22 protein-coding genes are annotated in these 23,983 nt (G+C 36.2%); 15 read left to right on the forward strand and 7 right to left on the reverse strand.

Features of this window, described 5'->3' with window-relative positions; genetic code table 11:
• Positions 1–18 precede the first annotated feature (18 nt).
• The gene (locus PZ898_RS02130; protein WP_277694663.1) at positions 19–1,374 is read right to left on the reverse strand and encodes a hypothetical protein; all 1,356 of its coding nucleotides are present in this window, start codon (positions 1,372–1,374) and stop codon (positions 19–21) included.
• Positions 1,375–1,809: 435 nt separating this feature from the next.
• Between PZ898_RS02130 and PZ898_RS02135 the strand changes: the two genes are divergently transcribed.
• Complete coding sequence (locus PZ898_RS02135; protein WP_277694664.1) at positions 1,810–2,601, forward strand: hypothetical protein; 792 nt, start codon at positions 1,810–1,812, stop codon at positions 2,599–2,601.
• Between the two features lie 22 nt (positions 2,602–2,623).
• On the opposite strand, the gene PZ898_RS02140 is transcribed toward PZ898_RS02135, so the two are convergent.
• Entirely contained in the window at positions 2,624–2,785 is a 162-nt protein-coding gene (locus PZ898_RS02140; RefSeq protein WP_277694665.1) for a DUF2158 domain-containing protein, read from the reverse strand.
• Positions 2,786–3,109: 324 nt separating this feature from the next.
• Here PZ898_RS02140 and PZ898_RS02145 point away from each other — a divergent pair, with 324 nt between their 5' ends.
• From PZ898_RS02145 to PZ898_RS02155, 3 genes are all read left to right on the forward strand, one after another.
• Positions 3,110–3,301, forward strand: a complete 192-nt coding sequence (locus PZ898_RS02145) for a hypothetical protein (protein ID WP_277694666.1) — start codon at positions 3,110–3,112, stop codon at positions 3,299–3,301.
• Positions 3,302–3,573: 272 nt separating this feature from the next.
• A complete protein-coding gene (gene frr, locus PZ898_RS02150) occupies positions 3,574–4,128 on the forward strand; it encodes a ribosome recycling factor (protein WP_034694343.1) in 555 nt (184 codons plus the stop codon).
• A gap of 195 nt (positions 4,129–4,323) precedes the next feature.
• Entirely contained in the window at positions 4,324–5,385 is a 1,062-nt protein-coding gene (locus PZ898_RS02155; RefSeq protein ID WP_062670066.1) for a ketoacyl-ACP synthase III, read from the forward strand.
• A 42-nt stretch (positions 5,386–5,427) separates the two neighbouring features.
• Here PZ898_RS02155 and PZ898_RS02160 read toward each other — a convergent pair whose 3' ends face one another.
• From PZ898_RS02160 to PZ898_RS02180, 5 genes are all read right to left on the reverse strand, one after another.
• Positions 5,428–6,072, reverse strand: coding sequence for a hypothetical protein (locus PZ898_RS02160; RefSeq protein ID WP_062670063.1), 645 nt, complete (start codon positions 6,070–6,072; stop codon positions 5,428–5,430).
• Between the two features lie 84 nt (positions 6,073–6,156).
• Positions 6,157–6,948 (reverse strand): hypothetical protein, encoded by a 792-nt coding sequence (locus PZ898_RS02165; protein WP_277694667.1) that lies wholly within the window; start codon positions 6,946–6,948, stop codon positions 6,157–6,159.
• A gap of 131 nt (positions 6,949–7,079) precedes the next feature.
• Positions 7,080–8,537: an LptF/LptG family permease gene (locus PZ898_RS02170; protein WP_120230946.1), complete on the reverse strand. Its 1,458-nt coding sequence runs from the start codon at positions 8,535–8,537 to the stop codon at positions 7,080–7,082.
• 110 nt (positions 8,538–8,647) lie between these two features.
• Positions 8,648–9,295, reverse strand: coding sequence for an outer membrane lipoprotein carrier protein LolA (locus PZ898_RS02175; RefSeq protein ID WP_277694668.1), 648 nt, complete (start codon positions 9,293–9,295; stop codon positions 8,648–8,650).
• A gap of 64 nt (positions 9,296–9,359) precedes the next feature.
• The gene (locus tag PZ898_RS02180; protein WP_277694669.1) at positions 9,360–11,939 is read right to left on the reverse strand and encodes a DNA translocase FtsK; all 2,580 of its coding nucleotides are present in this window, start codon (positions 11,937–11,939) and stop codon (positions 9,360–9,362) included.
• A gap of 361 nt (positions 11,940–12,300) precedes the next feature.
• On the opposite strand from PZ898_RS02180, the gene PZ898_RS02185 reads away from it, so the two are divergent.
• The 11 genes from PZ898_RS02185 (at position 12,301) to PZ898_RS02235 (ending at position 23,814) form a co-directional block, all read left to right on the forward strand.
• Positions 12,301–12,939, forward strand: coding sequence for a cysteine hydrolase family protein (locus PZ898_RS02185; RefSeq protein ID WP_277694670.1), 639 nt, complete (start codon positions 12,301–12,303; stop codon positions 12,937–12,939).
• Between the two features lie 260 nt (positions 12,940–13,199).
• Positions 13,200–13,781 carry a Crp/Fnr family transcriptional regulator gene (locus PZ898_RS02190; RefSeq protein WP_120230949.1) on the forward strand — a complete coding sequence of 194 codons (582 nt, stop codon included), beginning with the start codon at positions 13,200–13,202 and terminating at the stop codon, positions 13,779–13,781.
• Between the two features lie 136 nt (positions 13,782–13,917).
• The gene (locus tag PZ898_RS02195; RefSeq protein ID WP_277694671.1) at positions 13,918–14,616 is read left to right on the forward strand and encodes a M50 family metallopeptidase; all 699 of its coding nucleotides are present in this window, start codon (positions 13,918–13,920) and stop codon (positions 14,614–14,616) included.
• Positions 14,617–14,625: 9 nt separating this feature from the next.
• On the forward strand, positions 14,626–15,054 hold the full coding sequence (locus PZ898_RS02200; protein ID WP_277694672.1) for a tetratricopeptide repeat protein: 429 nt from the start codon (positions 14,626–14,628) through the stop codon (positions 15,052–15,054).
• 244 nt (positions 15,055–15,298) lie between these two features.
• Positions 15,299–18,568, forward strand: coding sequence for a cytochrome c biogenesis protein CcsA (gene ccsA / locus PZ898_RS02205; RefSeq protein WP_277694673.1), 3,270 nt, complete (start codon positions 15,299–15,301; stop codon positions 18,566–18,568).
• A gap of 353 nt (positions 18,569–18,921) precedes the next feature.
• Positions 18,922–19,788, forward strand: a complete 867-nt coding sequence (locus PZ898_RS02210; protein WP_062670051.1) for an SPFH domain-containing protein — start codon at positions 18,922–18,924, stop codon at positions 19,786–19,788.
• Positions 19,789–19,871: 83 nt separating this feature from the next.
• The gene (locus PZ898_RS02215) at positions 19,872–20,060 is read left to right on the forward strand and encodes a hypothetical protein (protein ID WP_034694367.1); all 189 of its coding nucleotides are present in this window, start codon (positions 19,872–19,874) and stop codon (positions 20,058–20,060) included.
• Between the two features lie 232 nt (positions 20,061–20,292).
• Complete coding sequence (locus tag PZ898_RS02220) at positions 20,293–20,478, forward strand: hypothetical protein (RefSeq protein WP_157885742.1); 186 nt, start codon at positions 20,293–20,295, stop codon at positions 20,476–20,478.
• A 56-nt stretch (positions 20,479–20,534) separates the two neighbouring features.
• Positions 20,535–22,085 carry an aldehyde dehydrogenase family protein gene (locus PZ898_RS02225; RefSeq protein WP_120230952.1) on the forward strand — a complete coding sequence of 517 codons (1,551 nt, stop codon included), beginning with the start codon at positions 20,535–20,537 and terminating at the stop codon, positions 22,083–22,085.
• A gap of 111 nt (positions 22,086–22,196) precedes the next feature.
• The gene (gene lat, locus PZ898_RS02230; RefSeq protein WP_277694674.1) at positions 22,197–23,522 is read left to right on the forward strand and encodes an L-lysine 6-transaminase; all 1,326 of its coding nucleotides are present in this window, start codon (positions 22,197–22,199) and stop codon (positions 23,520–23,522) included.
• Between the two features lie 61 nt (positions 23,523–23,583).
• Complete coding sequence (locus tag PZ898_RS02235; protein ID WP_062670045.1) at positions 23,584–23,814, forward strand: DUF2007 domain-containing protein; 231 nt, start codon at positions 23,584–23,586, stop codon at positions 23,812–23,814.
• The last annotated feature ends 169 nt before the right edge of the window (positions 23,815–23,983 follow it).

Below are 23,983 nucleotides of genomic sequence, written 5' to 3' on the forward strand. Positions count from 1 at the left end.
AATGATTGTTTTAAGTATTTATTTGTCTGCTTCAACATTCTGTTTGGCATTTTCCTTTTCAACCAAAACATAACGGGAAGAAATCCATCCGATGATCTGATCGATTATTTTTAGAATCATCTCCAATTCGGTGACAGCAGTTACTCCCGGTACCAGCTTCAGATCGGGTTTTGGTAATGGCTGTGATAAAATAAGTCCTTCTACCTGTGGATTAGGCCCTTCCGCAGGAATACCATTATACATCCCCACATGCTGTACTGATAACTGAAGCATGTAGTCCTGCAAAGACTCAGGAGGTGTCTTGATGCTCACCGAGGAGGCGCTTGAGTGTTGGAGCTGACCTGGCAGCGATTGGTTCTGTATTCTTGTATAACTGGCTCCTGAATTTGAAGAATCAGCAATCGCCATCTTTTGTAAAGCGTTTAATAAGGCTGCCGTCATATAGGTAGGAGCCTGACCATAAATAGTTGCTATTTTTCCCAGTTCCGATACCGGCCATGCATGAGGAACAACGTCCAGATCATTCCAGTGCATGGTGTTCCAGCTTTGATAAGTACCTGTCTGCTGTTGCCATCCCGGAGGTAATGGCGGGAATTTACTGTTGAACAGGTTGGCAAATGCAGCCTCACCCGGCGTTGGTCCGGCGGTAGGATATACAAGCGTTACTCCGAAGGCATCCAGATCCTTATTCTCTTTCAGATAAAGGGCCAGGGTAGGAGATAATGCTCCGGCTAGGCTATGTCCACAGAATATGATGGCAGTATCCGGATCCGGACTTAAGCTGGCAAGAAACTGTTGAAGCGTGGTATTGGGTGCGGCGGCATCACCCGGACTTATAAGTCCCAGAAGTATACCGACCCCGGTAGCCGTTCCTTTTGAAATATAAGGGTCAATGCCGTTAAAGGCTGATGGAGCAAAGTTGGAAGGATTATAAGTCGTCCAGTTGACCACTTCGGCTACCGAAAAATCTTCTGTTTCCCAATCGTAAAGAGAGGAAGGATTAGTGGCAGCAATAGCCACAACGTACGTTGGCAATGTAGGACCTCCCGGAAATGCGACAGCATCAGATTTAACGACATATAATGCATTATCTGCAACTCCGGTAGGAACTCCTTTTTCATTTTTTTCTTCGATCAGGGCAGGTCCCCAGACCAGATCCCAGTTTCCTAATTCCGATACGGCTGAAGGATTAGCTATGGAAGGTGTTTTCTGATCCATTATTTTAACCGGAGGAACATTGTTAAAATAATAAGATAAATCATACTGAAGCTGTTGCTGCAGTTGGATACCAAGACCGTTGTAGCCTCCGGCACGGTTGGCAAGACCTGCCATACCAAAAACTTGTTGATAGGCATCTAAAGATGGATTTGTCATGATGTGATTGGTTTAAATTAGTTTATAATTGTTCATTTCTGCAAAATGTCTTCTCCAGGACTTTCCGTTTGTTAGGGCAAGTTTTCCGTTTGAAATACCTGCCGACGTTTCGTTTAAAAGAATAGAGTAAAGGACGTTATAAAAAATGATATCACACTAAGTAGAAATAACCAAAATATTCGGTAGGTATTTGTACCTGAAGTTTTTGCTAGAAGTTGGATTTTAGACGAAAAATAACTTTCTTTTTTTCAAAGAGGAGGCAGGTACGTAAAATCCATGTTGGAAATAGCTATTATTCAAAAACAATCCTGATTGTGAAATATTGATCTGGGGGAAATTAAGAAAGAAAATCAAGTATTGCCAAAAGCAGTATCTCCCAATAATACACAAGCTTTTTTTAAGATGGCTTTTTCTTATATTTGAAAAAAATAAGAAGTGGATTTTGGGAATAAATTATATAGGACTGTAAAAGATTTAAAACTACTAATATTTGATATTGGTGAAAAAATAGCATTGTCAAAAACGGCATTTTCATTTTATCGAGACAATATTAAAGCCACTGAAAAAGGGATTGTTACAATTACAACACCTTTAGGTCTTGATTATGAAGATGAGGTTATAGAGCATGAATATGAATATTCGTACAGTGAACTAAAATTACGTATAAATGAACTTTGTATTGACCAATTAGCTATAGATGGGATTTATAAAATGGTTACATCAGTAGAAAGTGTTATGGTTGCTGTATTAGATGTAATTTTGCAAAAGTATCCTGCAAAGATTAGTAACAAAATAAAAATAGATTCAAATCTTATTTTTGAAGTACAATCTTTAGAAGAGTTAAAAACTCAATTATTTAAAAGGATAATTAATGAACTTACATACAAATCACCAGAGGACTTTGCAAAGGATTTTAAGGATTATACAAGTGTAGATTTAAATAAGTGTGATGATTATGAACGTTATATAGAATTGAAAGCTACTAGAGATTTGTATATGCATAATGACGGAATTGTAAATGAAATATATTTACGTAAGGCAAAAAAATTAGCAAGAGCTAAGGAGAAAAGTAAAATAATATGTGATTACAACTATTTCTTAAAGTCTTATGAGGTGTGTTTTAAAGTTGTGGAATACATTATTGAAGAATTAAATAAGAAATGGAAAAGTAGTGAATATGAAGAATGGAAAAATAGAGTTGACAATAAAGTGAAAATTAATAAATAGCCCCTTAATTGGGGCTATATTTTTACAATGGATCTAATTGATCTTCAGAAAATGTTGCTTCGTTAAGTTGGTCACCGGCAAACCAATTGCATACCCAAAGACCTTCTGCAAGTTCGCTTTCAAATTTAACTGTCATTGTTGGTCCCCCTGATTTTAATTTTACTAAAATTCCTTCTTTAATCATAATCTAAATTTTAATGGTTTTGTTAATTTATTGCAAAGCTAACTCTTTTCCTGAAAATTTATTACGGTTATCCGTAATGCTGTGTTTTTAACTCTTTTCCTTTGAGTGAGAAGAAAATATTTTGCATATTGTAACAATTATTTTGCCATTCCTCTGATTGCATTGATATTTGAAATAATTGACCCTCTTTAGATTCTAGTATTACTGCAGTTGATGTTCCTTGTCCATAATCTGCAGCAAAGTTTTTTATTTGTTAGGTTTTTTAATTATTTTTTCCGATATTAGAGATTAAGCATTAAGGAACAATTTAAAAAATGCGTAGTAATGAAAATAGAGATGTTAGAGGATTTTATTTTGTATCTAAAAATGAGAACAGATTCTCTCGCTGTTGAATGTTTATCAAAAATGCATGAATTAGCTGATGGATTTCATTCTAAGGAGTTTTCTTATTCTGTTGACATTAGAATTCCTAGGGAATTGATTATCGATTATTTAAATTTTAAAGACGGTTTATAGTCGTCTTTTCTTTTTCCGTTGAGTTCAACGCCGTATTTACAACAAAACAAATAATTTTGCACAGTATCCTATTCAAAAATATCAACGTTTTCACAAAATACAGAATGCAGTCTTACCAGAATATGGAAATAATCATTATTTTTGCAGCACTGAATAGTAAAAAATAATTTAAAATAGTAAGAAAATACTGGTGTTTACAGCGTTTTTAGTTTTAATTAATTGATATTCAGATGGATTAATAGATGTGTAATTTATCAAACTATACTATAATAATGGAAGAATTAGATCTTATATTAGAATCTGTAAAACAGGACATGGATGCAGCGGTAAAGCACCTGGATCACGCATTTCAAAGAATTAGAGCAGGACGTGCTTCTACGACAATGGTTCAGGATGTAATGGTAGAATACTACGGAGCAATGACTCCTATCAACCAGGTTGCGAATGTTTCTGTTCCGGATGCAATGACAATCTCTATTCAACCTTGGGACAGAACGGCAATCAACGCGATTGAAAAAGCAATCATCAATTCCAACTTAGGTTTTGCACCTTCTAACAACGGGGAAAACATTATCCTTAATGTTCCGCCTTTAACAGAGGAAAGAAGAAAAGAGCTTGCAAAACAGGCTAAAGTGGAAACTGAGAACACTAAAGTAACGGTAAGAAATGCAAGACAGGACGGTTTGAAAGAACTTAAAAAGCTGGAAGGAGTTTCTGAAGATGTAGTAAAAGGCGTGGAAGAAGAAATCCAGGCTTATACTGATAAATACGTTAAACTTTGCGATGAGCATCTTAAGACAAAAGAAGCTGAAATTATGAAAGTATAATTTTCAGTTTTGAAAAATAATAAAGAGATTTCCTATAGGAGATCTCTTTTTTTTTGTTTTTTTGCTGTTTTATTTAACTTTTTATAATGCAATGCATTCTTATTCTATACTATATTGTGAAGTATTTACGTTCATTCATTATATTTAATGAATTATTCCTGACGTTCAATTAAAAAACAGGAAACAGATACTATAATGATGACAAAAATAATCGGGGTAGGAAATTATATCCCATCGGAAACAATAACCAATTTATTTTTTGATAAACATATTTTTCTTAATGAAGAAGGGATTTTATTAAAGGAGAATAACGCTTCCATTACGGATAAGCTTAAAAAGATTACAGGTATTGAAGAAAGGAGATATGCACATAGTACACAGGTCACTTCAGATCTGGGCGTCATTGCGGCGCGTGCAGCTATAGAAAATGCAGGAATCGATCCTGAAACATTAGACTATATTATATTTGCCCATAATTTTGGGGATGTTCGCTTCGGAACGGTTCAGTCTGATACGGTGCCCAGCCTTGCTGCAAGGGTGAAGCATGTATTGGGAATCAGAAATAATTTCTGTGTGGCCTATGATGTTCTTTTCGGATGTCCGGGATGGATTGAAGGGGTAATTCAGGCTCACGCGTTTATCAAATCCGGTATAGCGAAGCGATGCCTGGTTATTGGAGCAGAAACACTTTCCCGTGTGGTAGATATCCACGACAGAGACAGTATGATCTATGCGGATGGAGCAGGAGCAGCTGTTCTGGAAGTAAATCAGGATGATGATGCCGGGATCAAATCCCATTTGTCAGCTTCTTATACCCTTGAAGAAAAAGACTATCTGTATTTTGGAAAATCTTACAACAACGAAAGATGCCCGGATACCCGATACATTAAGATGGATGGTCGTAAAATATATGAATTTGCTCTCGTGAATGTTCCGGATGCGATGAAAAAATGTCTGGACAACAGTGGATATTCTATTGATCAGCTCAATAAAATTATCATTCATCAGGCGAATGAAAAAATGGATGAAGCCATCGTTAACAGGTTTTATCAGCTGTATGGAAAACCGGTTCCGGAAAATATCATGCCTATGGTTATTCATAAATTAGGTAACAGCAGTGTGGCTACGATTCCTTCTTTGCTGACGATGATTTTGCAGGATGAACTGGAACATCATAAAATCAAAAAAAATGATATTGTGTTATTTGCTTCAGTAGGAGCCGGAATGAATATCAATGCTTTCGTTTATCAGTTTTAAAATATAAAAAAGAGATTGGCTTAAAGGTCAATCTCTTTAGTTTTATAAACATTGTTTGGAGCCTTTCTGGTCTTTATGCTTTAATAGAGATTGGTAGCTCTGAAGAATTTCATTCACATTACACCTGATTTCTTTTCCTGGAATCGTATCCGGAGCTGTTTTTTCTTTCTGATCCGATTTGATGCTGTATTTCTTTTCAAGGCATTTCAGCGGCTGGTTATTCTGCAGATAAATGCGGGTTTCTGTAATATCATCTTTGGTAACAGGTTTCTCAGGGGTGCCACCATCAAAATTCCATACGGTTTCCTGTCTGAAAATAAAAAATGGTTTTCCGTCTTTGATAAAATACTTTTCAGATGCCGAAAAATGACTGTGTTCTGCATAAAAATGCTCTATCACTTTAATTCCATCCTTGTCAGAATAAAAAAATACTTCTCCTGAAGGTTCATCATTACAATCATAATTGAATTTTGAAGAACTCAGCTTTTTAGTTTCCAACTGAGCCTGAAGGACAGCATATTCTTTTTTAATCTGATCAATAGGTTTTTCTGTTGTATTTGTTTTAACTGAATCCTTTTTTGCAGTAGAACTATCTCTGGAAATGGATTTCTTTAGGATGATTTTATCTTTTTCATTTTTACAGGAAACAAAAAGAAGCAAGCCCGCTGTCAGAACTAGGATTTTCATAGAATGAATGGTTTGGTGGTGAATAAAAATACAAAAATTTTAATGACATAAAAAAAGGCCTTCAACTGAAAGCCTTATATTGTTTTATTTGCAATTTTCGTTATAATCGTAGATCACTTCATTGATAATTGAAAGTTTATCCACCGTTGAATTGTTGATTTCATCCCGGATGAATTTTCCAAGACCGCTTCTTTTTTTCTCTTCATTTTTCAGGGAACCATATTCTCCCTTTGTCATTTTTGCTTTTACGTAAGGGCAGTCTGCCAGGATAATTTTGGCTTTTGCGGGCGTTAATTCTTCAGCTTTTCCTCCTTTCTTTGAAAAGATATAATTGGGATTCTCTCTTAACCGGTCTGTTTCTCTCTGCGTGATGGCCTGAGTACTGTTTGCAGAAAGAGCCGTAGGATAGCCATAAAGCTTATAAACTGTAATTTTACCTTCTGCTACTACTTCAGCAAACTGTTCCGTTCTTGACAGGTTGTTAAGCGCCTTAAAGCCGGCTGATAATCCTGTTGAACTTTCAGAGCTGTTCAGAGCCTCTCTCATGTTTGAGTATTTTACCGACTTGAAAACCCTTGGAGTGTCACCTTCGTATAACATGTATTCTTTGATATCGTCTGTGTCGTAGGTTTTGAATTTTATCTTATTCTTTACTTTGTCAATATCAGCAATGGCCGCAAATTTTACTTTTAACTGATTTTGCCACGGACTTGAATAGCCGCCGTGGAGATGTACAACACCTTCAATTTTCTTTCCGGATTTGTCAATGATGTAGCCGTATTTTTCACCGTTGTAGGTTCCGGTTTCATCCTGATCCTGAGCATGGGCATTGAGCGATACAAGACCGAACAGGCCAATAAGTAGTAATTTCTTCATGGTTTTGTTTTAAATTCCCACAAATATAAATTTTTAAATTCAAAATCATTATCAATTAAATATTGTAATAATAATCAACAAAAAAGCTCCGGAATTTCTCCGGAGCTTTTAATTTTATTTTAAAATCAGAATTATTGGTATCTCTGATGTTCCTTACTTTTGGTAAACCTTTTGGTGATAGGTTTGAACAATGCTTTGTATTTTTCTGCATCAAACAGTTGCGAATCTGTAAGTGCTTTATACGTCATCCAGACTCCAAAAGGAAGAAGGATCAGGTTGGGAAGCCATGCTGCCAGATAAGGATTCATTTTCCCGCTCCATGACATATTTTCCACCCCGACATTCATGACATAAAAGATGATGAAAATAACGATAGCGATGATGACCGGAAGCCCCATTCCACCTTTTCTGATGATAGAACCTAAGCTGGATCCGATCAAAAAGAAGATGATACAGGTCACAGAATAGGCAACAATTCTCTGCTGGTAAATAACGACTTTACTGAAGTATTTTACGTTAGAACTGTATTCATTCTTTTTAGATTCCAGTGTTGATTTCAGGTTGTCTAATCTGTTATAGGAATTGTAAATGATTTCCAGTTTTTTTTCACCTTTTACGGTGTCCAGTTTAATCTGGGTCTTCGGAGCTACTTTATGTTTATTCCCTTTATCCATGTAGGTAATCACAGAATTGGTCTGGTTAAGAACCTCAGAACCGATGTTATCAAAGAACTGTTTATTGTCTTTTTTGGTTTTTGTAATCGTTCCGTCAAGCTGGTTATAGGTCTGGAAACGGTAGTCATCCGTAATCTGTTCTTTTTCGATCGCTTTATTGATGATTTCACTAATGTCAAAGTGGGATACCAATGTATCAAATTTAATAGCCTGGTCCGGTTGTTTCAGCCTTACGTTATCACCTTTTCCGGCAAAAGCATCTTCAAATACATAGCCGTTATAAAGGACAAGCTTTAGAAAATTCTTGTTAACAGCCGGAACAAATTTTCCTTTTTCAGCCACTACAGATTGTTGGTTTTCATAAGCATTGGCTTTTTTATGAACAAAAACGCCTTCAATATTTTCACCGTTTTCCCCATAGATCTTGTCAAACTTTACCATATAACCTGGAATCTGATCAATAAACTGTCCTGGAGTAAAGTTGATAGCCGGTTTGGTTTGGGCAATATTGAAAAGCATGTTCTTGGCTTTCTTCTGAAAGTCCGGAATAATATTATTAGAGAAGAAAAACAGCATGATGGCAAGTGCCGTGGAAATCCCAAGAAGAGGAGTCATTACTCGAGTCAAAGGAATTCCTGCCGCTTTCATTGCTGCAAGTTCGTAACGTTCTCCAAATTCACCAAAAGACATAATACTCGCCAGAAGGATCGTAAGCGGGAGAACCATACTGATGACGTTCACCCCAAGATAAAAAAGAAGTTTAAGGATTTGCCAGTAGCTTAATCCTTTTCCCATAAACTGTCCCAACTGTACCCAGATAATGTTTACAATAAAAATGAAAAACAATACGCTGAATATAAAGAAAAACGGTCCAAAGAAGGTTTTTATAATGTATCGGTCTAGTATTTTTAACATGCGCCAAAATTAATCAAAAAGCCACAAAGTTTACTTGTGGCTTTTTATATTTTGTTATTTTTTTAACGTTAAAAGTAAATTTACATAGTTGCGAATTCACTTTCAGCTTTTTAAAGTTCTGTAACGATGTAGTTTTTAAACTTATTTTTGTCAAAAACAAACATATTAGGATCCAGCTCCTGGTTTTCTTTATACTCTTTAATAGCAATTACAGCAACATCTTTGTTGTTTCCATGCTGTTCCAGTTTTACCATTTGTTTTTTCGCTGAATCTACAAAAAGGTATACGTATTTTATTCCGTTCGCTTTTACCGGGGTCAGTTTAATAAAGTCAGCATTCACGCCATTGACCACTTTCTTACCGTTGTATGTTACGTTATAATCGTTTCTATAGGTTGTAAGGTAGTTGATAGGGGAGAACATGGTACTGCTTCCGTTAGGTTTAGCAATAGTTACTTCCATATCATCGGCGTTGATATTGTAAATTTTAGTTCCGTCGAAGATCTGCTCTGTATCCATGATCTTCAGTTTGTATTTTTCTCCTGCTACGTAATAAATACCAGGTTCTGTTTTTGTTACCTGCCCGTTAAGACCGCTTCCAAAAGAAAATTTGAAGTAAGAATTCTTTTTAGAATTGTAGTTGGCTGTAATATCATCCAATATCTTTTTAGCTTTAGCATCAATCTTCTGAGCGTTGGCCATACCTACTGAACCTACAACAAAACTTCCCAATATAACTTTTGAAATAATATTTTTCATTTTCTTAATTTAATAATCGTTAGATTTTCTTTAATTCTTAAGGTTAAAACGATGTGTTTTTCCTTTAACTACGCAGATCTTCCAAAAACTGTTCCAAAGAATGAAGGTCACTGATCAGAACCTCTCTTGCTTTTGCTCCGTTAAAGCCTCCAACGATACCACTTGCTTCCAGCTGATCCATAATTCTTCCGGCTCTGTTATAACCCAGTTTCAATTGTCTCTGAAGCATTGAGGTAGATCCCTGTTGCGTAGAAACAATGATTCTTGCTGCTTCTTCAAATAAAGCATCTTTTTCGTTCGGGTCAAAAGCACCTACTGTACTTGTTGAATCTTCAGATACGTATTCAGGAAGTAATAATGCTGAAGAATATCCTTTCTGTTCTCCGATAAACTCTGCCAGTCTTTCCACTTCCGGAGTATCTACAAAAGCACACTGAAGTCTCAGGATCTCATTTCCGTTGAAATAAAGCATATCTCCTTTACCAATGAGCTGATCTGCTCCCGGAGAATCAAGGATGGTTCTGGAGTCAACACTGGAAATTACTCTGAAGGCAGCTCTTGCAGGGAAGTTGGCTTTGATCATCCCTGTAATTACGTTTACGGATGGTCTCTGTGTAGCTACAATAAGGTGGATTCCTACGGCTCTGGCAAGCTGTGCAAGTCTGGCAATCGGTAATTCAACCTCTTTTCCTGCCGTCATGATCAAATCTGCAAACTCATCTACTACCAATACGATATACGGTAAATAACGGTGCCCGTTTTCAGGATTTAATTTTCTTTCCGTAAACTTCTTATTGTATTCTTTTAAGTTTTTACAGAAAGCATTTTTCAGAAGATCATAACGGGTATCCATTTCAATACAAAGAGAGTTCAGTGTATTGATTACTTTATTGGTGTCTGTGATGATGGCTTCTTCTGCATCCGGTAGTTTTGCCAGGTAATGTCTTTCAATTTTAGAATATAATGAAAGTTCCACTTTTTTAGGGTCTACCATGACGAATTTCAGTTCGCTCGGATGTTTTTTATAAAGAAGGGAAGTAAGGATAGCGTTAATACCAACAGATTTACCCTGACCTGTTGCTCCTGCCATCAATAAGTGAGGCATTTTTGAAAGGTCAGCCATGAAGATTTCGTTGGAAATGGTCTTTCCGAAAACTACCGGAAGGTCCATATCTGTATTCTGGAATTTCTGAGAAGCGATGACAGAACGCATAGAAACCATGGTAGGATTCTTTCTTGGTACTTCAATACCGATTGTTCCCTTTCCTGGCATTGGCGCGATAATTCTGATTCCTAATGCAGAAAGGTTCAATGCAATATCATCCTGCAGTTTTTTAATCGCTGCTACTCTGATTCCTGCTTCAGGAACAATTTCATACAGTGTAACTGTAGGCCCGATTGTAGCTTTAATCTCTGCGATTCCAACGTTGAAATTCTTCAGAAGTCCAACAATCTTATTTTTATTTTCTTCTAATTCTTCTTTATTGATAGAAATTTCTTCATTTCCGTAATCTTTCAGCAGGTCTACAGGCGGCATCTGGAAGTTGGCAAGATCTAGCTTGTGGTCATATAAACCATGCTTTTCTACCAGTTCCTGAGACTTTTTATCAGAATCATCCAGAACATCAACCACCTGTGCCACTTCTACATTGAATTTAATGTTTTCCTGTGCCGGAGCTGTTGTTACTGGCGGAGACGGAGCAGAAGGTCTGATATCAAATGCTTCCTCCGGGCTGGAAACCGGAACAATGGGCTTGGTAGAAAGGTTTAAGCTTACCTGTTGAGAAACATCTCTTGGCTCTGCTTCAAAAGAAGTATGGTTGGGTGTTGTAATAGTTTCTATCTCGTTTGAAACCGGAACTTCAGGGAATCCTTTCGGAGCACTTACAGGTTCTGGTTCTTTCATTGTATTGACAGGAGTTGTAACGGGCTTGTTGGCAACATCACTCACCGTAACTCTTGAAAGCGTCTCTTCTTCCGCTTCCTCTGCTTCCTCTTTCAATTCCTCATCAGCTTCGAAATCATCATTGGAGTCCGGCATCATAGATTTTACTTTTCCAATCGTATTTTCATTGATCTTATCCAGTTTCGCTTTGATAGAACTTGGACGAAGATTGAATTCAAGAATAAAATAGAGCAGAATGCTTGCTGCTAATACCGTCCACAGGCCTACTGCTCCGATGATGGAGTTAAGATAGTCCATGATCTGATATCCATAAACACCGCCTAAAACACCCTGGCCTTTTGTAAGTGCCCCCATAAAAATAGGAAGCCAGCAGATGAAAAATAAAGAGTGGCCGATCGTTTTCCACGGTTTGAAGATTTTCTTCTTAAGGATCAGTGTTCCCACTACAAGGAACAAAAATGCAATGATAAATGAAGCAATACCAATACTTTCAAAAATGAAAATATTTCCAAGCCAGTCACCTACCTTGCCAAAGATATTGGACGATTTTATGCTTTTGTCCAGCATGGTTCCGGCCTGGCTTTGATCTGCTTTCCAGTTCATCAGATAAGAGACGAATGAGAATGCAAGAACAGCCGATAAAAGTATAAAAGTAAGCCCGAAAAAAATACGTGGCTTAGATAAGATTCTGCCTTTTTCAGGCGATTCAGTCGGTTTTTTTTGTGTCTTTTTATCCATAATATCAATGTCGCAAATTTAATGTTTTATTCAACACTAAATGAATCTTTTTTATCCAAAAAACATTTTGGTAATCCCGCTTTTATAAAGGTTATTTAAAATTTTTACTTTAAAAATATTTTCTTTTATGACAGAATAAAATAAGGCTATTTTTTTTGCTTATCCAAATCTGATACCGTTAAATTATATTAACTGTTTGTCAATAGTTTTTCTTTAAAAAGATAATAAAATTTTCGTTCTAAACCGATGAGTACGAAAAAAATTAACAATATTAAGTTTTTAGATGTCAGTAGTGTTTTTTGAACTAGTTCAAAGGCCAGGCCATGAGACCTCTGTAATTTTGACCTATACAATTTTACTCATGAAAAATAAATTTAAAACTATTCTGACCTCTTGTCTGATATTAATTTCAATGATTACAATGAATGCACAACAACAAAAAACGGAACACACGGCACTATTAATTATCGACGTACAAAATGATTATTTCCCGGGCGGAAAAATGACGCTGGAAAAAAGTGTACAGGCCGCTGAAAACACCAGAAGGATTTTAGAATATTTCAGAAACAATCATCTTCCTGTTATTCACATCCAGCATATTTCTACCAATGATGGTGCAGTATTTTTTATTCCAGGTACAGATGGAGCTAAAATCAATCATCTGGTTTTGCCGGAGAAAGATGAAAAAGTGATTGTGAAGCACTTTCCCAACAGCTTCAGAGAGACTGATCTTCTGAATTATCTTCAGTCAAAGACCATTAAAAATCTGGTGATTACAGGAATGATGACAGATGTCTGCGTGGAATCTACCACCAGAGCTGCTTTCGATTTCGGGTTTACCAATATCATTATCGGTGATGCCACAGCCACCGGAAACCGTGAACTGAATGGGGAAGTGATAAAGGCTGAAGAAGTTCAAAGATCCTTTTTGGCGGGGATTTCTGCTCTTGGAAACCTGTATGCCCTCGTAATGAATACAAATGAATTTTTAAGCAGGTAGGCTTCTTTGGATACGCAAGGGCACAAAATGATAGTAAAAATTGTTTATCTCCGATAAAAATTTAAAACAGGTTATCTTGCTGAAAATCTTCAATTTTCTTGCGTCTTAAAATAAATAATATGTATGGTAAAACTTTGCGTCTTTACGTTTACCCAACAAAAATTGAAGTTCTATTGCTTATATATAAAAACGACTTAACATCACTTAATTCAATAAAGGTGTCAATAATTTTGATACCTTTATTTTGTTTAAATTACAGAATGCCCGATCTGCTCTATAAAAATATCAGTAACTATGTAAATCTTTCCCAGGAGGATTTCAACCAGTTTACAAAACCTTTTGAATACAGAAAGTTTAAAAAGAAAGAAATCGTTCTCAAAGAAGGCGACTATTGTAATTTTGAAGGATTTGTTTTGACTGGCTGTTTCAAGGTCTATTACCTGAATGAAAATGGATTGGAACAAACCCTTTATTTTGCGGTAGAAGGATGGTGGATCACCGATATTGACAGTCTTATCAATACCGTTCCCAGTATTCTCAATATTGAAGCCCTTGAAGACAGTGAAGTTTTGATGATTTCTAGAAAAGATAAAGAAAATCTGTATAAAACAATGCCACAGATAGAAAAGCTTTTCAGAATCATGAACCAGAAATCTTCGGTAGCGTTGCAGAGAAGAATTCTTTCCTTAACGGGCAAAACAGCGGACAAACGATATCTTGAATTCCTTGAAAAGTATCCTGGATTGGAACAACGGATTACCCAGCAGCAGGTAGCATCCTATCTGGGAATTACCCATGAGTTTTTAAGCAAAATCAGGAGGAAAATGTCATTGGAAAAATAAGTATATTGCAACAGTTTTCTTTATCATATTAGGATTTGTATCCGATAGGATAAAGAATGATAATTAATAACCGATTGAAGACTTTTTAATGGAATTTTTTGGTGTCCCCGGAATTTTTATTTTCATCTTTTTAATATTGGTCAGACCTTTAACAGTCTTTTTTCATGAAATGGGACATGCCGTTACCGCTTGGCTGGTGACAAGAAAGAAAGTACATGTCTTTATGGGTTCTTACGGAGATAAGGATAACAGTTTTCTCATCAATTTCAAAGATTTTTCTTTTTATATTTTTAAAAATCCCCTTAAATGGGGAAGAGGACTCTGTGAAAGTGAAGAAAAAAGATTTTCTGTCAATAAGCATATTTTATATGTATTTGGAGGGCCGGCTGCATCATTATTACTGGCTTTACTCTCTTATTTAATCATTTCAAATACTCAATTTCTTACTTTATTTTTCATCATCTTAATGGTTTCTTCAGCCATTGATTTTTTAATCAATATTTTTCCGAGCCACAAACCTATTTATATGAGTGATGGAAGATTAATATTTAACGATGGAAAAGCTATTGTCAATCTTATCCGTCAGAAGAAACTGCCTAAAGAATATACAGAAGGAATCTATAAATTTAACGAAAAGAAGTATTGTGAAGCGGCATCAATCTTTGACAGTTTAATGCAGGAATCAAAAGATCTTGATATCTACAGGATGGCAATAGTATCTCATATTAATGCTAAGAACTTTGAAAAAGCAAAAGAGACAGCCATTACATTCAAAGAAAATAATTCTTCCATGACTACGGATGACTGGACGAATTTTGCATTGACCTTTACTTAAACAGGATCGTTGGAAGAATCTCTTGAATATTATGATAAAGCCTTAAAAATAAATCCGGACAACAAATTTGCTTTAAATAATAAAGGGTATACACTAATTCTCCTCGAAAAATATGAAGAGTCTATCCCTTTATTAAACAAAGCTATTTCAGTGGATAAAAAATTTTCATATTCCTATAATAACCGCGGACTGGCAAAAATTAAATTAAACCTTTGTGAAGAAGGACGCAAAGATATTGAAGATTCATTAAAGCTTGATTCGCAAAATGCTGATGCCTATAAAAATTTAGGAATTTACCATATGAAAAAAATGGAGTATCAGGAAGCAATGGATTTGTTTTTAAAAGCTAAGAAAATGGATGGATCACTCACCGGAATTGATACTTTAATCAATAAGCTGAAATTAAAAATGGAGGTGAATCATACTTTGGATACGTAAAATGTTTTATATGAGTTGATTATGTTTAGAATATGGAATTGGTTATAGAGTTTCTCAATCAGTCGGATAGGCAATATAAATCCAGATATTTACATTTTTAAAAATTGAATTTTTCCTAATGTTTTCGCGCTTATTAAGAACGTTTCAAAATAAGCAAAACCAAGGCCAAAGTGATAAAAAACAGCTTTTTTTAAGCTCTTTGTGGTTTATCATGCTTATTTTTGCATGTCAAGTACAATAAATCATGAAGAAGCTCCAAGATATTCTTATCTCAACCAGGACAATGGCTGTATTGTTGCTGGTTTACGCATTCGCGATGGCTTATGCAACGTTCTTAGAAAACGACTACGGAACTCCTACAGCAAAAGCATTAATTTATGAGGCTAAATGGTTCGAACTGATCATGGTCTTACTGATTCTCAATTTCATAGGAAATATCGGAAGATACAGACTGTGGAAAAAAGATAAGTGGCCGGTTCTTGTTTTCCACCTTGCCTTTGTTTTTATCTTTATCGGTGGTGCCATCACCAGATACATCAGTTTTGAAGGACAAATGCACATCAGAGAAGGTGAGACATCCAACGAAATCGTAACTGATAAAAATTTCTTTAAAATCCAGATTGAGGAAAAAGGTGATGTGCTGAATTATCAGGATGTTCCTTATCTGATGTCTCCGTTACACAAAGATTTCAAAGCAACTTATGACTTCCACGGAAAAGAAGTGAAAGTGTTTGCCAAGGAATACATCCAAAGAAAAAAAGACAGTCTTGTAGCTGAGCCAAATGGTGCTGAGTATCTTCATCTGGTTTCTACCGGAAATACCGGAAGACAGAACATTTACATCAAACCGGGAGAAACAAAATCCATCAACGGTACTTTGGTGACATTCAACAGAGCTATTGAAGGTGCTGTTGAATTCAAAAATGAAGGCGGAAAATTATTCATCAAAACTCCTGTAGATGCAAGCTATATGACCATGGCTACTCAGGCAACAGGAACTACAGTGAAAGATGAATTCCAACCTTTGGCATTAAGGAGTTTATATACCATTAACGAACTGAAGCTGGTAGTACCTGAAGGTCTTAAAAAAGGAAGACTGATGGCTATTGAAGGCGACAGAAAGAAAGATGCCAATGTTCCTGATATGCTTCAGATTGAGCTTCAGGGTCCAAAAACAAAACAAATTGTAGATCTTTCTGTTGAAAAAGGAAACCCGAATGCTTACAAGCAGGTGACGATGGATGGTTTAAACATCATGGTAGGTTTCGGACCTAAAGTGTACAACACCCCTTTCGCATTGAAACTGGATGATTTCGTGATGGAAACATATCCTGGAAGTTCATCTCCGAGTGCTTATGAAAGCCACGTAAAAATCATTGACGAAGGTAAAGAAACTCCTTATAAAATCTATATGAACCACGTTCTTAACCATAAAGGATACCGTTTCTTCCAGTCGAGTTTTGATCCGGACAGAATGGGAACCGTTCTTTCCGTAAATCACGATTACTGGGGAACATTGATTTCTTATATCGGCTACGGACTTTTATTCCTTGGAATGTTTGTCATTTTCTTCTGGAAAGGAACTCATTTCTGGAAATTAAATAAAATGCTGGCTGACGTGAATAAAAAGAAAGCAGCAGGTATACTTTTATTGTTCTTAAGTTTAGGTTTACATGCACAAAAAATCGAAACTCACGGAACTACCGACGGAAGCAGAGAACATATTCATGTGGAAGGAGACAATCATTCTCATGCTCCGGCACCGTCTGCCCAGCCGCTTGATGGCGCTGCTCCAAAGCAGAACTCTCTGGCAACTCCAATGGGGAAAATGAGATCTATTTCTCCCGATGAAATCATTGCAAGAAACAAAATCAGCAAAGAACATGCTGATAAATTCGGATATCTTTTGGTTCAGAACTTTGAAGGAAGAATTGTTCCTATCAATACAGAGGCAATCGATATTTTAAGAAAATTATACAAGAAAGACGAATTTAAAGGAACAGACGGAAAATCTCTTACAGCCAACCAATGGTTCCTTTCTATCAATACAGATACTCCGAGCTGGACAATGGTTCCTATTATTAAAGTAGGAACTAAAGGAGGTGATGAACTGAAGAATAAAACAAAAGCAGATGAAGATGGTTATACTTCATTGATGAACCTTTTCCCTGCAGATGCAAACGGTAATCTTACTTATATTCTTGAGCATGATTACAACACCGCATTCCGTAAAAAACCGGCTGAACAAACGAACTACGATAAAGAAGTAATTGCTGTAAACGAAAGAGTACAGATTTTCAATGAGTTTTTCAGCGGTCAGTTTATGAGAATTGTTCCTGTGAAAAATGATGCCAACCATACATGGCATTCATGGCTGGATCAGAAATTCGAACCGGATATGGAATCTCAGCAGGTAATGGGACCTTATTTTGCAGAAGCGCTTACGGCACAAAAAACCGGTGACTGGAGCAAAGCAGATGCAGAATTGAAAAAGCTTTCAGACTATCAGCAGAAATGGGGTAAAGCAGTTGTTCCTGCTAAATCCAAAGTAGATCTTGAAGTATTTATGAATAAGGTAGATATTAACTTCAAATTATTGATCTTCTACACGCTTATCGGCGGTCTTCTTCTTATATTAGGTTTTGTTGAATTATTCAAATCAAATAAAGTATTAAATAAAGCAATTAAAGTAATCATTGCGATTGGTTTAATTGGATATCTGTGTCATTTCTTAGGACTTGTTGCAAGATGGTATATCTCAGGACACGCTCCTTGGAGTAACGGATACGAAGCAATTATCTTTATCTCCTGGGTAGGTATTACGGCAGGTTTAATCCTGTACAGAAATGCCAATGCATTGATTCCTGCAGCAGGATTTATGGTAGCTGTTATCATGATGGGATTTGCCCACGGAGGTTCAGCACTTGATCCGCAGATTACACCACTTGTTCCGGTATTGAAATCTTACTGGTTAATTGTTCACGTAGCTATTATTACATCAAGTTACGGATTCTTCGCACTCTCGATGATTATTGCGGTGATCTCATTAGTATTCTATATTATCTCCAATAAAGAAACGTATAAAATTCACCACGATACGACATTGAAGGAATTGGTAATTGTTTCTGAAATGTCATTAACCATCGGATTATTTGCTTTAACGGTAGGAAACTTCTTAGGAGGAATCTGGGCGAACGAATCATGGGGAAGATACTGGAGCTGGGATCCGAAAGAAACATGGGCTTTCATCTCCATCATGGTATATGCATTTGTACTGCACATGCGATTAGTACCGGGATTGAGAAGCAGATGGGCATTCCACGTAGCAACAATGTTTGCATTCTGCTCAATGGTAATGACTTATTTTGGAGTAAACTATTACCTGAGCGGACTTCACTCATACGCAGCGGGAGATCCGGTACCTGTACCAGCCTGGGTATACATCGGAATCTCAACAATGATTATTTTATCAGCTGTTTCTTATATAAAGTTTAAAGCTTTAACAAAGAAATAACGATCTGAACATATAAATTTAAATCCCGGAATTCACTTTCCGGGATTTTTTTATTTCTATTGTTGCTGGATTTGGGATGAGTTGTTAACCTAAGGTTCGCAATGATTTTGGGATAAAATATCGTTCGAAAAGGCGTTTCACTCAGCAAAGAACTAGCGGTCTTAGCTAAACGAATTGGCTTTGCGAACAAAAATATAAGACATCCTAATAAATCAACCTTCCGAACTTTGCATTAGTTAAAAATTCCCGGATCCCAAAACTCGCACCTCAAAAAAATCAAAATTTATCATTCATAATTCAAAATTCATTACTATCTTTATGATATCAAAATAATATCAAATTAAAATTCAATCATGGAAAAAACATTAAAACCCATGTCGGGTTATCTTACATTGGTCATTTGCCTGGCCTTGTTTATTGCAGCAGTATACTTCTTTGTGAGTGGAGTAGATCAAAGTATAGCCTATGTGGTTATCTCTATGCTTTGCTTTCTTCTTTCGTGCTTTTTCTTAAAAGGGTTAATGATTATTCAGCCTAACCATTCGAGAGTATTAAACTTCTTTGGAAAATATGTGGGAAGTGTAAAAGAGAACGGATTATTCTTTATCAATCCTTTATATTCATCACAAAAAATTTCTTTACGTTCCGAAAATCTGCAAGGTCAGACTTTGAAGGTCAATGATAAAATGGGTAACCCTATTGAAATTGCAGTTGTAATTGTATGGAAAGTAGGAGATACTTATAAAGCGGCTTTTGATGTGGAGCGTTATTCAGACTTTGTAAAAATGCAGAGTGAGGCTGCCGTAAGACATTTGGCGATGAGCTTTCCTTATGATAATTTAGAAGATGATCATGCTCCGATTACATTAAGAGAAGGAGGAGATAAAATCAATTCTATTTTGGAGCAGGAACTTACAGACCGTCTTTCAAAGGCAGGAATCGTGATTCAGGAGGCAAGGATTTCTCACCTGGCTTATGCTTCGGAAATTGCGGGAGCAATGCTTCAGAGACAGCAGGCAACGGCTATTGTTGCTGCAAGAACAAAGATTGTGGAAGGAGCTGTAGGAATGGTAGACCTTGCATTGAAAAAGCTTTCGGAAGAAAATATCGTAGATCTTGATGATGAAAGAAAAGCGGCAATGGTAAGCAATTTAATGGTGGTTCTTTGCGGTGAAAAAGCAGCAACTCCCATATTAAATGCGGGAACACTTTACAATTAAGAAGTGAACAATTAATAGTTAGATTTTAGTGCAGATAGCTTTTACACTAAAATAGTCAGAAATAATGTTAGAGAATTTAGAAAATGAAATCAGAAAAAGCTCAGAACTCTTCGGAAAGCAAAGGCAAAAAATCCTTTGTGATAAGGATAGATGAGTCTACTTATAAACTTCTTGAAAAGTGGGCCAATGATGAATTCAGAAGTGTGAACGGACAGATAGAATACCTGCTGCATCAGAGCCTGGTCAACGCAGGGAGGAAGAAGAAAGAGTAAATGAAAGGAAAGAATTGAGGAAGAAGAGTAATCTTTTTGGGAGGCAGATCCATAGAAAATTATGATAACCTCCTTTTTTTAAATTACAGAAAATATAAAAAAGACCTCTTTTTTTAGCTTTACAATAAAGAAATAATAATTTGATTAAGCTTATGTCAAAAAGAAAGCAGAGAAAATTTCTCTGCTTTTTTATTGTATACAACTCTGGAGACTATCTGCTCCAACGTAGAATATGACCAGCCAAATCAAGCCTTTTATGGTAAAGAAAGCTAATCCAGCCCATCCCACACGCTTGAACCACTTTTTAAGCTTTGAGTTGTTTTCTTGTGAATTTTCCATTGGTGATTATCAAAAAGATTACCCTACAAAGATAAGCATGTTTGTAATTAGTCCAAATAAAAAGCCTGTTAAAAATTAAAGTTTTGAGGTTCACATAATATTTTTATCTTTAGAGAGAACGAAAAGTAAGATTTTATGTCAAAAAAAGTAAAGGATTTCGGAATTGAAAAAACACTTAGAAATCTTGGTATCAAAGAAGAGAACAAAGGGACTTCAGTGGGCGGAAAATATTTCGCTTCAGGAAAGGTGATAGAAAGCATTTCTCCTGTAGACGGAAAGTTGATCGCTAAAGTAAAAACTTCCGGAGAAAGTGATTATGACAAAGTAATTGAAACTGCTCAAAAGGCATTTCAGGAATTCAGGCTGATTCCGGCTCCCAAAAGAGGAGAGATGGTAAGACAGCTGGGCTTAAAATTAAGAGAATATAAAGACGACCTTGGTAAACTTGTTTCTTATGAAATGGGGAAATCATTACAGGAAGGTCTTGGTGAAGTTCAGGAGATGATCGATATCTGTGACTTTGCAGTTGGACTTTCAAGACAGCTTCAGGGGTACACTATGCACTCTGAAAGACCTGGACACAGAATGTATGAGCAATACCATCCGCTGGGAGTTGTTGGGATTATCACTGCATTCAACTTCCCGGTAGCCGTATGGTCCTGGAACACTGCATTAGCATGGATCTGTGGTAACGTTACCATCTGGAAGCCATCTGAGAAAACACCGCTTTGTGCTATTGCATGCCAGAATATCATGATGGAAGTCTTGAAGGAAAATAATCTTCCTGAAGGAATTTCAAGTGTATTGGTATCGGACCACGAAATCGGGCAGAAACTGGTAGATGATAAAAGAGTAGCGCTGGTATCTTTCACTGGATCTACAAGAGTTGGAAGAATGGTTTCTTCTAAAGTAGCTGAAAGATTCGGAAAGTCTATCCTTGAATTGGGTGGAAACAATGCGATCATTATTACAAAAGAAGCTGATATTGATATGTCAATTATCGGAGCTGTTTTCGGAGCTGTAGGAACTGCGGGCCAAAGATGTACTTCGACAAGAAGACTGATTATCCACGAAAGTGTGTATGATGAAGTGAAAACAAGATTGGCAAAAGCTTATGGTCAGCTGAAAATCGGAAACCCATTGGATGAGAAAAACCATGTAGGACCGCTTATTGATACTGATGCTGTAAACCAATACGAAGAAGCCATCAAAAAATGTAAAAAAGAAGGTGGAAAATTCGTTGTTGAAGGCGGAGTTTTATCTGGTAAAGATTACGAATCCGGATGCTATGTGAAACCTTGCGTAGCGGAAGTGAAAAATTCTTATGAAATTGTTCAGCACGAAACTTTTGCACCAATCCTATATCTGATCAAATACAAAACATTAGAAGAAGCGATCGCTATTCAGAATGATGTTCCTCAGGGATTATCTTCTGCAATCATGACCCAGAATCTAAGAGAGGCAGAATTGTTCCTTTCTCATGCTGGTTCAGACTGTGGTATTGCCAACGTCAATATCGGAACATCCGGTGCTGAAATTGGTGGAGCTTTCGGTGGTGAAAAAGAAACCGGTGGTGGAAGAGAGTCAGGATCTGATGCCTGGAAGTATTATATGAGAAGACAAACCAATACTATCAATTATACCGCACAACTTCCTTTAGCACAGGGAATTAAATTTGATTTATAAAAGCTTTACTTAAAGCACTCAAAAAACATAAAACTTAATAACCTGAATGATTAAAGGCTTCATTTTTGGATCATTTAATCGTTCATTTATTAAATCACACTACAATTTATTATGGAACACACATTAGATATAAAAGCAAATAAAGTAAAAGAAACAGTAGGAAAACATGTGTTGGCAGACGGTTTCGATTTTGTGATGGATATTGAAAAGTCACACGGATCATGGCTTTATGATAAACTGACAGACAGAGAATACCTGGATATGTTCTCTATGTTTGCATCTGCATCCATCGGATACAACCACCCTTATCTTGTTGAAAAATCAGAATGGTTAGGAAGAATGGCTGTTAATAAACCTACTTTGGCTGACGTTTACTCGGAAGAATACGCTCATTTCCTTGAGGTATTCGAAAGAGTGGTTATCCCTGAAGAATTACAATATGCTTTCTTTATTGAAGGCGGAACAATGGGGGTTGAAAATGCAATGAAAGCATGCTTCGATTGGAAAACCCGCAAAAACTTTGAAAAAGGATTAGACACTGAAGCTGGAATCTGTATCCACTTCAAACAGGCTTTCCATGGAAGAAGTGGTTATACTTTGAGCCTAACCAATACTTCTGACCCAAGAAAGTATCAATATTTTCCAATGTTTAACTGGCCGAGAATTTTAAATCCAAAATTAAAGTTTCCGATCACAGAAGAGAACCTTGAAGAAACAATCAAAAACGAAAATCTTGCTTTACTTCAGATTGAAGAGGCTATTTTGATGCACCCTGATAAAGTGGCTTGCATTATCATTGAACCTATTCAGGCTGAAGGAGGTGACAATCATTTCAGAGACGAATTCTTATTAGGATTAAGAAGAATCTGTGATGATAACGAAATCTTACTTATTTTTGATGAAGTTCAGACAGGGATTGCCATTACAGGGAAAATGTGGGCTTTCCAGCATTTCACAGCAAAACCGGACATTATTTCTTTCGGGAAAAAAGCTCAGGTTTGTGGTGTGCTGGCTAATAAGGAAAAATTTGATCAGGTTCCGAACAATGTTTTCAGGGAAAGTTCAAGAATCAACTCAACATTTGGAGGGAACTTTATCGATATGCTTCGTTTCCAGTTGGTAATGGAAGTGATTGAGAAAGAAAATCTTGTTGAGAACGCAAGAGTAGTTGGAGATTTCTTACTGGAAAACTTAAAAGCTCTTGCTGAAAAATATCCTGAAAAAATTTCCAATGCAAGAGGAAGAGGCTTGATGTGTGCTATTGATCTTCCTACTGCAGAGCAGAGAAACCACCTGATGAACGAGCTTTTCAATGACGGATTGATTATTCTTCCTTGCGGGGATCAGTCTCTTCGTTTCAGACCTCACTTGAATGTTACTAAAGAAGAAATCCAGCTTGCTTTAGACAAAATTGAAAACAATATTAATAAAATTTAAAATCCGGAATTTGTAATTTTAAAAAAAACATTGTATATTTAGATACTCAAACAATTAGAATATGGAAAGAAGTACGAGAGTATCAGTTTATGAAAGTGATAACCCTTCAGAAATTCAGTTGGTTAAGTCTAAATTGGATGACGCGCAAATTGCAAATACCGTTGAAAATAATTATCTTACGTTTACCACTACGCCAACAGCCACCTCGCTGAAGGTAATGGTAGATCTGGAAGAAGAAAAAAGAGCATTTGAAATTATTGATGCTTACCTTCAACAAAGTGAAAATCAATAAACAATTTCATAATTTTAAATTTTACTACTTCGAACCGAAAATTAATTTTAATTAATTTTCGGTTTTTTAATTGCAAACCATCAAAAAATAAATATTTCAAAGATTGAACGAAAAGCAACAACTCTGATTTTAAATTCTTAAATCATTCAATCTTTTAATCAAATTTTTA

This window comes from Chryseobacterium sp. WX (assembly GCF_029542485.1).
In the GTDB taxonomy this organism is placed as follows: domain Bacteria; phylum Bacteroidota; class Bacteroidia; order Flavobacteriales; family Weeksellaceae; genus Chryseobacterium; species Chryseobacterium cucumeris.